Raw genomic sequence first — 12952 nt, 5'->3', positions numbered from 1 at the left:
CTCTGAAAATAAACCGGTAGACTCTACTCGTCCCTTGACGTCACATGGATTTAATGACGCTCAGCGCGTTGGTTCGGGATGCACTGATCGCCGGATAGATCCCGGACACCACACCCACAAGCACTGCAAACACAATTCCGAGCGGCAGCGCCGACTGCTGAATGATTACTGTCATCGGTCCACCCGTCTGATCAGCCATCTGACTGGCAAGCAGGCGGTTCACTCCGTCCAGGGCTGCATATGCAATACCTACACCCGCTACACCGCCCATCAACCCCAGCATGGCAGCCTCCGCTATGAACATCTGGCGTATCTGCCACAGATTGGCGCCCAATACCTTCATGACTCCGATCTGCTTGCGGCGCTGATGGGTAGACATAATCATGGCTACAATGATGGACAACGAGGCCAGCACCATAATAAAGCCGCCAATGCCTATTGCTGCTTTCTGATACATAGCCAGCTGACCAGCCATCGCTTCCTCCTGAAACAGATTGCTTTGCGTGTTTAGCGTCAGCTTTTTAATCTGCTCTTCCACCTGCGCTACATGACTTTTGTTATCCACCTTGACCAGCGCTGAATTGAGACGTTGAAGTGCAGAGCTGTCAGCCTGCTGTAGTCCCAGCTCATCCTGTAAAGCACGTGCCGTATCCAGCGGTATGTACACCTTCTTGTCGCCTTGCGCGCTCATATCATCCATAGTTGAAGGTTTTATCAGCTCACCCGATACACGAATCGATCCGCTTGTTTTGGTCTTGCTTGCATTGGAGAAATCCTGATAACGGAATACAACACGCTGCTGCATCAGCTGATCCTGCTTGCTCATCATCTCGTTGTATTGCTGCAGGAGATCATTGTTATAGGGTTCGGCATTCAGCTGATCAAACAGCTTCTGGGTCACCTTTTGATCAATAAATCCGTAAGTCGCCCCGTAGTTCACTACAGCAATCCGTCCATTCCCTGCTCCATTTCCTTGGGAATAACGGTATCCGAACCCATTTAACGTCTGCATCTCGGTTCCAATTACTTCCACATAGGTACTGCGACCATCGGGAAGCACCATATCGAGCATATCCAGCTTCAACATGGGAGCAACAGCAACGACATGTGGAAGGCGCTGAATAATCCGGATTTTCTCCATCGTTAGCGCGCCGCGCTCAAACTTGGTCTGACCGCCTCCGCTTCCGTTTCCCGTTTTGATTCCCTCATTCGGGCTGATCGTAATTTCATCCATTTTATAATTTGCGTTCAGCGTGTTTTCGCTGTATGTCTGAACCGACTGCCCCACACTAAGTGCAATAATCATCGCTGCTGATCCGATCGACAGACCGATCATACACAGCAATGTAACCATTTTACGGCGAATGATCTGTCCCCAGGCCATGCGCACGACATCCCGTATTTTCACTGTTCCTCTCCTTCTGCTCTGTCTTATACGCTCTGAGCCTGCTGCTCGACCAGTTTTCCCTGCTGCAGGGTCAGCACAACCTGCATCTGCTCCGCAACCTCTGCTTCGTGGGTCACGATGACAAACGTGGTCTTCATCTCCCGGTTCAGCTGCTGCAAAATAGCGATAATCTCTTCCTCTGTTTCTGTATCCAGATTGCCTGTCGGTTCATCCGCGAAGATCACCGAAGGCTCGGTGATGAGCGAACGTGCGATGCTGACCCGCTGCTGCTGGCCGCCAGACAGCTGGGAAGGAAAAAGCCTCGCCTTCTCGCCCAGTCCAACCTGCTCCAGCAGGCGCAGCGCCTTTTCTTTACGTTTGGACGGTCTGACCCCCATAAACACCAAAGGCAGCTCAACATTTTCCCGGATCGTCAGATTGGATAACAGCTCGTAGGATTGAAAAATAAAGCCAATATGACTGCGTCGAAACTCGGCCAGACGATTCTCGCTGAAACGTACGATATCCTGACCCGCAATCCAGATCTTCCCTTCGGTTGGCTTCATTAAGCCTGCCATCAGATTTAACAGCGTTGATTTGCCCGAACCTGAGCTGCCCAGCAAGGCAACCATCTGACCTTCCTGAATTGTCAGATTAATATCCTGCAGCACAGGAACCACCCCTTGTGCATTGCGGAAAGCATGGGATACATGTTCAACATGAAGCATTCGTGCTTGTCTTCCTTTCTATTTTCCTGATTATGTATATCCATGTAACATTCTCTTCATTATAGTGTGCAGATGTAACGTGCCTGGACGGAGTTGTATCCAACTTGTAACAAGTCGGCACAAAAAGCCCTGCAGCCAAACGTGTAACGCTTGACTGCAGGGCCGCTATTTTATTCGAATAACTTGTATGATCCACTGATCTGTAGTTTCCATGCAACAGTGATCCTGGAACCACCCCTACCACGCTCTGAAGCTAAAGCGATACAACTCGCTCTTTTTGGTGGAGCTGCTTACAAAAAACAGCTCTTCCTCCAACCACTTCAGCTTGATAAAATTGTCGATATTGCGGTATAACACCGTATCGGACGTCAAGCTTTGATCATTTAGAAAAGCGATATGCAATTCGTTCTTCTGGTTCTCCGTCGTATTCACGTAAGCAATCCGCGATTCATCTGCACTCAGATCAAAATTCCAGAACGCTCCCTCAGCCAGCAAATTCAGCTTGTTTTCTTTCGCTTGATAACGGTACAGTCCCTGAACCTCATCTACTTCTCCCAGAAAGACCATATCTCCGTTCTTTAGCACCCTATACTGCTGTATTCCCTTGGCTCGCACATAGAGTGACACTTCCGGGTCCTTCTCCAATGAAACACGGTACACGGCATAATCATTCTCATGCATGACCAGCACATAAGCCTGTTTCAGATTCTGACTAATTTCAAAAGCGTCAATGACAATGTAAGTATAACCTGATTTCCCCTCAGGTGTGTCAACGCCCACTTTTTTCAGCATTGCTTTGTCCGTGAAGAGAAGCTGCTCCTTCCCGGTTTTCAGATCGGTCTCAATAAATCCTCGTTCATCGTGGCTGATCGATATATTATTGCCAACAAACCGTCGATAGAATGAGTTCTCTTTGCCCAGCTTGGTCCGCTCACCACTCGTCATGTCGTACACAAAGGTTGTGGGCTGTACCTGCCCTGAACGATACTGTGAATACATCAGCTTCGTTCGATCAGCGTTGAATACAACGCCATAATCGGTATTGCCCGCGATATCCTTCACCTGATTATCATTCAGATGCAGGAGCAGCAGCTTTAGGCCCGAGTACGAGCGCTCCGTGCTGTTGACGACAATCGAATTCCGGTCCTTGATATCAAAATCATAGATGGCAAAGTCATTCGGGATTTTAGTCGCCGACTCGATCTGGATTGTGCTGCTTGCTGGCGGAGCCAGCTGGCTGTTGAATTGCTTGTCAGGCAAAATTACAGTGCGCGGTTTAAGCTGACCAAGGCTGAACAGACTGCCGATTCCAAATATCCCGCCAACAAAGGCGATGAGCAGCCCCGAAAGCATCAGCTTGTCGCGATGTTGACGCCAAAAGCCGGTACGTTTCATGTATTCCTTTCCCCCGGCAGGCGGATATGGACTTGAGTTCCTTCGCGCATGATACTTTTCATATCTACAGTTCCTCCATGACGCTCCACAATGTTTTTCACAATTGACAGTCCCAGACCTGCACTGCCCTTCTCTATTCGATTAACGCCCTTCTCTTGATAAAAAGGTTCAAATACATAATTCAGCGCTTCCGCACTGATTCCCTCTCCCTGATCCCGGATCATAATTGCGATAGACTCCTGTTCACGGCTGGACTGCACCTCAATGATCGAATTCACATCACTGTACTTGACCGAGTTGTCCAGCACGTTCAGGAAGACCTCCTTCAGCTTGTCCCTATCCCCCTGCACATACAGCTCTTCCTCAAGCTCATAATGGATGCCGATATTGTACTTGCCTGCCTTGATCGACATGTCCTCACACGCTTCCCGAATAATCTCGGATACATCCACCCGTGCGAATCGATAGTTCTCAATGACTGCCGAGGATACCGAAACCTCCAGAATATCCGCAACCATCGTGTTGAGACGGCGGGTTTCCTTAATGATATAATTCATGCCTTTGTCGAAAAAGTCCCTGTCCGTAAAGCCGTTATCCCGCAAAATCTGTGCATAGCCCAGAATGGTCGTCAGCGGTGTTTTTAATTCATGCGTCACATTGTCAAAAAAAACCTTGCTTCGTGCCTGAACTTGCTTCACCTCGTCCCGTTCTCGCTCAATGACATCAATCTGCTCCCGTACCCGGTCAATCATGACCGTAAAGCTCGCAGCCAGCTCCCCGATCTCGTCCTTTGTGGCGATCTGAATATCGGCATTCAGACTGCCTTGGGCCACTTCAGCAGAACGTTTCGTGAGCACGCGGATCGGCTGTGTAATTTTCCGGGAAATAAAGATCGAGGCAATAAAAACAAACACAAATATAGCCGCCGCGAACAGCTTGATCGTATCCTGAAAACGTAAATTGCGCCGATACAGGTCGGTATAATCCTTCTCAAGCTGCACAATGCCAACCAGCTGCTGGTCACTCTGAATCGGAAACGACAGGCTCGCCATGACTCGCCCTTGATCCACCATCGTTGTATATGCAATCCGGGATTGCATCGCTTCTCTGAGATCAGGCAAAGCCGTCTGCTTCGCCAGCTTGCTTTCACTCGTGCTGGAGCCGTATTTTGAAGCATCTGGACGATAGAGCGTGATTTCACCGCCAACCGCCGAGCCGATCTGCTCCTCCAGCTCCCGGCTGCCAGCCTCCAGCGAACCTTTGCTGATTCGTTTGTTATGGATGAGAAAATATTGATTCAGAGCGATATCCAGATTTTTTTTGGACTGCACCATATCCTCACGCACTTCACGGTACATATTCTCCTGGGCAACCTTGTTAGACAGAATCAGCAGTGCCGAGAAGCCAATAAACACGATTACCGAGAACAGCACGACCATTTTGAACTGGATCGTCCATTTCATGTCTGCACCTGAATATTCAGCTTGTAGCCTACGCCAAACACCGTTTCTATCATAGATATGCCCTGGTCGCCGCTATCCAGCTTTTTGCGAATGCGCTGCACGTGGATGTCCACGGTCCGGGTATCCCCTGCAAAATCAAATCCCCACACCTTGTCCAGCAGTTCCGAACGTGTATGTACCTTGCGATGGTGGTTCACCAGGAAAAGCAGCAGATCATACTCCTTGTTGGTGAGTCCTGCCCGTTCGCCGTCCTTCCATACCTCGCGCTCATCCTTGCGTATTTCGATATGCTTGCCCAGTCTGACCACCTCATAGGACTGATTCTCCAGCGTTTCACTGATCAGGTCGATCCGGCGGAAAATCGCACGTATGCGCGCAACCACCTCGCGGATGTCAAAAGGCTTGGTAATATAATCGTCAGCACCCAGCTCCATGCCAAGCACCTTGTCCAGCATATCCGACTTCGCCGTAATCATGATGACAGGAATTTTTGAATTCACAGACAGCTGTCTGCACACATCAAAACCGCTCATGTCCGGCAGCATCAAATCCAGCAGAATCAGATCGGGCTTGAACTCCCGCAGCAGATTCAGTCCTTCCCTGCCCGAAGCCGCCTCCTTGATCTCAAAGCCTTCCTTACGGAGTGAATAGGACAAAATATCGCGAATGGATTCTTCATCCTCGATAATTAATATCTCTTTTGGTCTCATAATACATTCGTAATCTCCCTGCTCTATGAATTTCATCTGCCTATATTTTGTATCCCAAGGTGTCTGCTTGAACAGAGGAAATCAAGAAATGTTACAACTCCGATACAACTCTGAACCTTTTGGAAACAACCTCCCGCTATACTAGCATTAACGAACATCAAACCGACCGGAATCAAGGCTTGATCCATGTCCAAGGGGGATTCACATCTTATGAACCACTCACAGATCAATGATGCTTATATCAACTATAAATCAGAAATCACCAGGTATCTATCTCAAATCCTGAAACAACCACAGGACGCAGAGGACTTGACACAGGAATGCTTTATTCGCCTGATGAACGTGACTTCACCTGTGCCTGACGATCGAATTTTGTATTATCTCAAACGCATCGCACGCAACCTGGCTATGGACAGCTTTCGCAGACGTACCCGCACCTTGCGGCGTGACAGCCGGCTTGAAATCCCTACATATCATGTGGATACACATCAGATGGAAATTAACGAAGGGGTAGACGAGATTGTCTCCCATATTAACAACACCGAGCATCGCAAAATTTTGGAACTGCGCCTAATCCACGGGTATTCGATCAAAGAAACCGCGGAGATCGTCAATCGCAGTGAGGGCATGATCAAATCGTCTGTCTTTCATGCCGTCAATCGGATTCGTGCCAAAGTCATCTCGTAGAGATGGCTTTTTCTTTTATTTTTCTTTTTTCTTTTATTTTCACCGTCCCCAAACAGTCCCCCAGCACTCAATAATCCTAATTACCTATTTACAAGACCATGTACCTAATTTTACAAAATTCGATCTAAATTTTACATTTTGTTATGACTATGTGAGATTTTCGTGTGGTAGAATATGGACGAACTTATGAATCAACTAATTTTTGGGAGGGATTTGGTTGGGTAAATTGACACGTTTGCGGGGAGTCTGGTTAAAATCACTCCTGGCATTGTCTATGGCTTTGCCGCTTCAGGTCGGATTATGGAACGGAGATGCTGCGGTCCATGCGGAAGGACCGACAGATCCGGCTCCATTCATTCAAGCCAAGGTCATTAATGAAAATGCTGGCAAAAAGGTTCTGTTCGACAACTCGCACGGACAGACAGCCGGCGCAGCAGATTGGGTTATTGATGGCGGCTTCTCCGATTTCGGGAACGCTTTGGCGAATGACGGTTATTATGTAAAGGAACTGCGCAAAACGACACCTTTTACCTATGATGATCTGAAAGATTATAACGTATTCGTTATTGCCGAACCTCAAATTCCGTTCAAAACGTCCGAACAGGCCGCTTTGAAACAATATGTGGAATCCGGCGGCAGCATCTTCTTTATTGGAGATCACTACAATGCCGACCGTAACAAAAACCGCTGGGATGGCTCCGAGGTTATCAACGGATACCGCCGCGGGGCATACGAGGACCCGGCCAAAGGCATGAGTGCTGACGAACGCAGCTCCGAAGCGATGCAAAATATCACCAGCTCGGATTGGCTGTCCGATAACTTCGGTGTTCGTTTCCGTTATAACGCTCTTGGTGACATCAATGCCAACATTATTGTGCCAGCGGATCAAGCCTTTGGCATCACCGAAGGTGTCTCTGCTGTAGCCATGCATGCAGGCTCCACACTGGCAATCACAGACCCGGAGAAAGCGAAGGGCATCGTGTACCTGCCAAAAACCAACGCCAAATGGAATAACGCTGTAGACCAAGGCGTATACAATGGCGGCGGTGTTGAAGAAGGCCCGTATGTGGCTGTATCCAAGCTGGGCGCAGGAAAAGCAGCCTTCATCGGAGATTCTTCCCCGGTGGAAGACGCCTCTCCAAAATATCTGCGCGAAGAGACGGGCACACGTAAAACAACGTATGACGGCTTCAAAGAGGTCGATGATGCCGCGCTGCTCGTCAATACGGTAAACTGGCTCGCTACACAAGAAAACTACACTAAACTGTCCGAGGTAGCTGGCTTGCAGCTTGATAGTGCAACAGCACTGCTGCCATTCGAGGAGCCTGCCGCTTCGACGGAGCCTCAAGCTGAGCCTTGGGCTGCCCCCGCTGCCGGATACAAATGGTACGACCGCTCCACATTCAAGCCAGGCTCTTATGGTGGTCCTGCATCGAGCGCCAACGCGGCATACAGCTTCGTAAAGCAGGATACGCTGCCTAACGCAGAAGACTTCCAGATTCGTGTCGTTGTTGAAAATATGGCCCCTAATACAACGGTTTCCGGTTATAGTGCCGGAATCTATCTGACTGGCGGAACCCAGGTAGCCATGATCCAGAATGAAAATGGGACATGGCCTAGCTCTTACGGATACAGCGCAGCGTTCAGCGTAACCTCCGACAGCAAAGGCCGTGCGATCAAGGACTTGAATGTACGCATCAAGCCGGGTACAAACGGCAATGCCAGCTTACGTCTGCGCCTAAATGGCAGCAATCTGATTACGAATGCTGTGAGCATTGCCAACGTCCCTGCCCAGCCGCTGCCAGAGGAAGAAGGACCGATTCCGGCAGCGATTACGGTTGCTGAAGCACGTACCAAAGCCGTGGGCACAACGGTAACGGTGGAAGGTGTGGTCACAAGCCAACCCGGGTTATTTGGCGGGCAAGGTTTCTATCTTCAGGATGACACTGCGGGAATCTACGTGTTCCAGAACACTAGCGGTTTCAATGTGGGCGACAAAGTAAAAGTGACTGCACCAACAACAGTCTATAACAGTGAATTCGAGTTAACGGATGTGGTCGCGATTGAGAAAACAGGAACCGCTTCTGTCCCAGCTCCGGCACTCGTTACCGCGATCAGCGATGCCAATCAGGGGCAGCTTGTTCAATTGAAAAACGTGACGGTTCAGAACATCATTAGCGCCACACCTGCCGGTTCATTTGAATTCGATGCGGTAGCCGAGGATGGCACAAGCACGCATGTCCGTGTGGATACACGCACAGGTGTAAGTGAGACCAACTTCCCTTATGCTGCTGGTGACAAGCTTGATATCACGGGCATTGCAGCGATTTTCAAAGATGTATATCAATTGAAGCCTAGAAGCCTGGATGATATCGCAGCTGCGGAAGAACAAGGTGGAGGCGAAGGGCCTTCCACTCCAGCGGAAGGAGCGCCGGGTAAACCGGTGCTTTCGTCCGATAACGGATACGCGAGCGGATTGTCCGATGGTTCCTACACCGTTAGCATGAATCTGTGGTGGGGCGAAAATGCCACTGAGTACAAGCTGTACGAGAACGGCGTGCTCGTGGATACGCAGAAGCTAACGTCAGCTTCCCCATCTGCACAGTTTGCGAAAACAGCGATTACCGGCAAGGGGAACGGAACCTACACCTATGTTGCCGAGCTGATCAATGCCAAAGGGGCTACTCGCAGTGACGAATTGACCATTAACATTGCGCATGCCGCTCCAGGTAAAGCCGTTCTGTCTCAGAACAACTGGGATGGCGATGGTGACTACACCGTAACGATGAACCTGTGGTGGGGCACCAATGCAACCGAGTATCGCCTGTATGAAAATGATGTATTGATCGACACGCAATCGTTATCTGCCGCTACACCTGCTGCACAAATGGCAAAAACCGACCTGAGCAGTCGTGCCAATGGAACGTACACGTACCGTGCGGAGCTTGTGAATGCTGCAGGTGTGACCAGTACGGAAATGATTACGGTTCAGGTAAGCAAAGGAGCTTTGCCACTCGCGAGCTAGTTTGAACGTAGCGCAAGGATCAGGAGTAAACGTAGGATTAACGGTAAACACCAAGATAACGGAGTAACAGCAGTAGTACAAGAAGCGGAAGCAGCTGCGTAGACAGCAACGCGTAATCCAGCAACGGGCAACCCTGGGACGCGAACAACCGAAACCATACAAGCCAGAGAACTGGCCTGTTGGTTTCGGTTTTTTGTGTTATTTTTTCTTCAACAACGGAGAGTTGGATAGGGAATGTTTGTTGAGACCGTCGTTTGAGAGCTTTTCACGATATTTTGAGTCGAAATCCACCCGTTCCCTTGGTCACCGCAACTCTAACGAATCTGATGGAACTAGAATAAAAAGTGGACACCCGTTAACGGACAGAAGGATAATAAGTCTAACGGAGGTGTGTCCATATGGGAGAACAGCGGCAACGATACAACGAAGAATTCAAGAAACAAACGGTGAAGTTTATCCAAGAACAGACCAAGACACTCGGAGACTTAGCCGAAGAACTCAACATTCCAAAAAGTACGTTACACCAGTGGATGGGCAAGTATCGTGAACTTAAACATGAGCCCGTAGCTAGCGTAGATCGAGTGAAAGAACTGGAAGCTGAGCTCAAAGAAATGCGCCGGTTACTCCAAGAGAAAGAACATACCCTTGCGGACACGCAAGAAGAACTGGCTATCGTAAAAAAAGCAGTGCACATCTTCAGCAAACCAAAGAACTAAGATTTCAGTTTGTGGAAGACCATCGCTCCGAGTTTCCTTTGGAGAGGATGTGCAGAACCTTGCAAGTGTCACGGAGCGGATATTACAAGTGGCGGATGGACCGAACTCGCAGCCAGCAGAACCGGAGAGCTGAGGTCATGGAGCGTATTCGGTATTATTTTTACGACCACCAGATGCGGTGCGGGAGTCCTAAAATCACGTATTTGCTTCATCTGGAAGGGTATAGAATCTCTTCGCGTACGGTGAGTATATACATGCGCCAAATGAATCTCCGTTCCGTGTATGCTCCCAAGTATCGTGTCCAGACGACGGATTCCAAACATGACCATCCCATTGCGCCGAATACGCTAAATCAGCAATTCAAGACATCCAAACCCAATACCGTATGGGTTACCGACATCACCTACATCCCCTGCCGAGGAGGCCGGTTATATCTGGCCAGCGTTTTGGATTTGTGTACGCGTGAAATTGTAGGCTGGCGTCTATATAGCCATATGGAAACCCGTTTGGTGCTTGGTGCATTACAGGATGCTTATGAAGCGAAACGCCCCGCTCCAGGTTTACTTCATCACTCGGATCGGGGCTCACAGTACACATCCAAAGAGTACGTAGAGCAACTGAAAACATACGGTATGGAATCCAGTATGAGCCGACGAGGGAATTGTTACGACAACGCTGTATAGAGTCCTGGCACAGCATTTTAAAGAAGGAACTCATTTACTGTAATCCTCGGTTTAAGACGCCGGAAGAGGCGTACACCGCCATCTACCAGTACATTGAGTTTTATTACAACCGCAAGCGAATGCATGGGGCGCTAGGTTATCTTTCCCCTGCTCGTTTTGCAATGAAATTTACGGACAAATCCGTAGCGTAGTGTCTACTTTCTTGACATAGGTCCACCGCAACTCTAACGAATCTGAGAAACCTTATTCAGCCATTTTAGACGCCTTTTACATTCTAACGATCTCCAGCAACGCTATTTGGCTAAATTTCGGGTACAGGAGAGCAAAAATGGGCTAATTGCAGCAAATAGCGTTACTACGAATCGTTAGAATTTTGAAGCCCCCTTTTCAGGCCAAATAAGGCTTCTGGGAATCGTTAGCTTCCCGACCCAGCACGAAATGCCACTAAACGGCACCAACTTAATACCCAAGCAGCACCCACACATTACCAAGCGACACTAATTACAACAGCTGAGTACCGTAACACTTAGTCATAACAAATCAGCACCATACCTAGCAACTTAACACTAGTGGTGATTCAGCGCCCTTTAGCAGCAACTTAACACTTATTAGTAATCACATCACTTTACACTCACTGTGCGACTTCTACCGAACCTTCCCTCGCACCGAAAATATTAGTTATTTCAATTCAATTCAATCCAATTCATTTCATTTCATTTCAGTTAATTCCATCTCGTTTTACTTTACTTCGCTTTTCTTACTTCATATCATTTCATCTCACTCCATATAAATTCACAACATTCACATCACTTCAAGCGTGCTTTCTCGTAACCATTCCTTGTAAAAAGAATACTGTTCCAGACCGCACAATAAGCACCTAGTGCAATAACGGCAATCACGAAAAAAAGATTCATCTGCGCGAATGCATAACTGCTCCCGGTAAACAAGATCAGAATAGTGCTAAGTCCAATATTTTCACGGTGATGTCGTTGAAACTTCTGAAAAATCATCCTGTACAGCAATACCGCTGCCACAAACATGATCCAGATAAAATAAAACTTTTCCATAGGCTAATTACCTTTTATTTATTTTTTCAGAGCTTTAATATAACTGCTCCTTCTATCTTTGGCACCCTATTCTTCTCATAAGTTATCTCAATATGCCTTCCCGCTGACTGCTTGTTTACCTTTGCCTTTACCTTTAGTTGTTCTTCTATGTACGTTACATAGCAACTCTTCCCAACAATTAAACCCATTCACCCGCAGTCCAATTGTTATGGATTAATCAACCGGATAAACCCTAAAAGCCAAGCTGCGATGAAAAGATACACCATAATTTTGATAAACACATATTCTCGTTTTCGATGAAGAACATACCCGGCCACCACAAAGGGGAGCAAGGTTAACACCATACTCCACAGGGTACGGCTTAGCGACGGTCCAGAAAAAACATTCAGACCAACATCTATAGTAGGAATCAGTACAATCGAATATTTCAAAAAAGTTAATCCGCCACAAATGCTGAGCGCACCCGTGATCATCAACAGCAACATCCGTAAAATGATTCACGCCCCCTTTACATAGAGCATCGGCATCTTCTACGGATAAATGAATAATACAAGCTTAAATAGAAATAAAATACATTTTTAAACAATGTTCGCCTTCATATAAAAACTCAGCTTGAAGAGAAGCTCTCCACGGAACCCTTATTTCTTCTGCCTCAAGTACGAATTTTCTCAGTTACTTTGCTTGTAAAAGCTTACTCTCTTCATATTTTTCACCATTTACATCAGTCCATTTGATCTCAACCGTTTGGTCGTCTTCATCACTAACCTTAGAGCCTTCTGTCCTCATGATCGGAAACTGAATAGAAGCAGATGCTAGACCGATTTCCTGTCTGATTATTTGTCCATTGTTTATGCTGATTTCGAAATTCCGAACATTCCCCCAACTATCTTTATTGTAAGAGATGATGTATGCTCCCTGCTCGCTTTCGCCCTTTGTAACCGTCGTGTCCAGCTGGCTCGTCCAATGCTCACTCTCTCCCGTCAATAGTACATATCCAATACACAAAAAGCAGCTCATGCGCTGAGGCACGGCTGCTTTGCGATCCATGATGGATCAATCGTGTATAAAGTATTGCTTCGTTTTGTGTTGGA

At 47.8% G+C, this 12952-nt stretch carries 13 protein-coding genes; 5 read left to right on the top strand and 8 right to left on the bottom strand.

The window, feature by feature from the left end:
* Positions 1-40 precede the first annotated feature (40 nt).
* From HNR77_RS22170 to HNR77_RS22150, 5 genes are all read right to left on the bottom strand, one after another.
* Positions 41-1408, bottom strand: a complete 1368-nt coding sequence (locus tag HNR77_RS22170; RefSeq protein WP_184189272.1) for an ABC transporter permease — start codon at positions 1406-1408, stop codon at positions 41-43.
* Positions 1409-1431: 23 nt separating this feature from the next.
* Entirely contained in the window at positions 1432-2115 is a 684-nt protein-coding gene (locus HNR77_RS22165; protein WP_184189269.1) for an ABC transporter ATP-binding protein, read from the bottom strand.
* A gap of 237 nt (positions 2116-2352) precedes the next feature.
* Positions 2353-3510, bottom strand: a complete 1158-nt coding sequence (locus tag HNR77_RS22160) for a hypothetical protein (protein WP_184189267.1) — start codon at positions 3508-3510, stop codon at positions 2353-2355.
* Positions 3507-4973, bottom strand: a complete 1467-nt coding sequence (locus HNR77_RS22155) for a sensor histidine kinase (protein WP_184189264.1) — start codon at positions 4971-4973, stop codon at positions 3507-3509. The genes HNR77_RS22160 and HNR77_RS22155 overlap by 4 nt, the downstream gene beginning before the upstream one ends.
* A complete protein-coding gene (locus HNR77_RS22150; RefSeq protein ID WP_110898261.1) occupies positions 4970-5683 on the bottom strand; it encodes a response regulator transcription factor in 714 nt (237 codons plus the stop codon). The genes HNR77_RS22155 and HNR77_RS22150 overlap by 4 nt, the downstream gene beginning before the upstream one ends.
* A 210-nt stretch (positions 5684-5893) precedes the next feature.
* Between HNR77_RS22150 and HNR77_RS22145 the strand changes: the two genes are divergently transcribed.
* The 5 genes from HNR77_RS22145 (at position 5894) to HNR77_RS30830 (ending at position 10985) form a co-directional block, all read left to right on the top strand.
* Complete coding sequence (locus HNR77_RS22145) at positions 5894-6370, top strand: RNA polymerase sigma factor (RefSeq protein WP_167434013.1); 477 nt, start codon at positions 5894-5896, stop codon at positions 6368-6370.
* A gap of 217 nt (positions 6371-6587) precedes the next feature.
* Positions 6588-9395, top strand: coding sequence for a DUF5689 domain-containing protein (locus HNR77_RS22140; RefSeq protein WP_397367353.1), 2808 nt, complete (start codon positions 6588-6590; stop codon positions 9393-9395).
* A 398-nt stretch (positions 9396-9793) separates the two neighbouring features.
* Positions 9794-10111 (top strand): transposase, encoded by a 318-nt coding sequence (locus HNR77_RS22135; protein ID WP_090921784.1) that lies wholly within the window; start codon positions 9794-9796, stop codon positions 10109-10111.
* A gap of 11 nt (positions 10112-10122) precedes the next feature.
* Positions 10123-10794 (top strand): IS3 family transposase, encoded by a 672-nt coding sequence (locus HNR77_RS22130; RefSeq protein WP_311768662.1) that lies wholly within the window; start codon positions 10123-10125, stop codon positions 10792-10794.
* Positions 10773-10985 carry an IS3 family transposase gene (locus tag HNR77_RS30830; protein ID WP_184189261.1) on the top strand — a complete coding sequence of 71 codons (213 nt, stop codon included), beginning with the start codon at positions 10773-10775 and terminating at the stop codon, positions 10983-10985. The genes HNR77_RS22130 and HNR77_RS30830 overlap by 22 nt, the downstream gene beginning before the upstream one ends.
* A 615-nt stretch (positions 10986-11600) precedes the next feature.
* Here the strand turns inward: HNR77_RS30830 and HNR77_RS22120 are convergent.
* From HNR77_RS22120 to HNR77_RS22110, 3 genes are all read right to left on the bottom strand, one after another.
* The gene (locus HNR77_RS22120; protein ID WP_184189259.1) at positions 11601-11861 is read right to left on the bottom strand and encodes a hypothetical protein; all 261 of its coding nucleotides are present in this window, start codon (positions 11859-11861) and stop codon (positions 11601-11603) included.
* 206 nt (positions 11862-12067) lie between these two features.
* Positions 12068-12346: a hypothetical protein gene (locus tag HNR77_RS22115; RefSeq protein WP_184189256.1), complete on the bottom strand. Its 279-nt coding sequence runs from the start codon at positions 12344-12346 to the stop codon at positions 12068-12070.
* A gap of 187 nt (positions 12347-12533) precedes the next feature.
* Complete coding sequence (locus tag HNR77_RS22110) at positions 12534-12908, bottom strand: hypothetical protein (protein ID WP_184189253.1); 375 nt, start codon at positions 12906-12908, stop codon at positions 12534-12536.
* Positions 12909-12952: the final 44 nt, after the last annotated feature.

The sequence above is a fragment of the Paenibacillus sp. JGP012 genome, assembly GCF_014203995.1.
In the GTDB taxonomy this organism is placed as follows: Bacteria; Bacillota; Bacilli; order Paenibacillales; family Paenibacillaceae; genus Paenibacillus; species Paenibacillus silvae.
This window is presented reverse-complemented; position numbering and strand designations above follow the sequence as displayed.

Bases quoted from the DNA above. Each gene is read 5' to 3' on its own strand.
- HNR77_RS22165 (WP_184189269.1), bottom strand. From the start codon at position 2,115: ATGCTTCATGTTGAACATGTATCCCATGCTTTCCGCAATGCACAAGGG.
- HNR77_RS22160 (WP_184189267.1), bottom strand. From the start codon at position 3,510: ATGAAACGTACCGGCTTTTGGCGTCAACATCGCGACAAGCTGATGCTT.
- HNR77_RS22155 (WP_184189264.1), bottom strand. From the start codon at position 4,973: ATGAAATGGACGATCCAGTTCAAAATGGTCGTGCTGTTCTCGGTAATC.
- HNR77_RS22150 (WP_110898261.1), bottom strand. From the start codon at position 5,683: ATGAGACCAAAAGAGATATTAATTATCGAGGATGAAGAATCCATTCGC.
- HNR77_RS22145 (WP_167434013.1), top strand. From the start codon at position 5,894: ATGAACCACTCACAGATCAATGATGCTTATATCAACTATAAATCAGAA.
- HNR77_RS22135 (WP_090921784.1), top strand. From the start codon at position 9,794: ATGGGAGAACAGCGGCAACGATACAACGAAGAATTCAAGAAACAAACG.
- HNR77_RS22120 (WP_184189259.1), bottom strand. From the start codon at position 11,861: ATGGAAAAGTTTTATTTTATCTGGATCATGTTTGTGGCAGCGGTATTG.
- HNR77_RS22115 (WP_184189256.1), bottom strand. From the start codon at position 12,346: ATGTTGCTGTTGATGATCACGGGTGCGCTCAGCATTTGTGGCGGATTA.
- HNR77_RS22110 (WP_184189253.1), bottom strand. From the start codon at position 12,908: ATGGATCGCAAAGCAGCCGTGCCTCAGCGCATGAGCTGCTTTTTGTGT.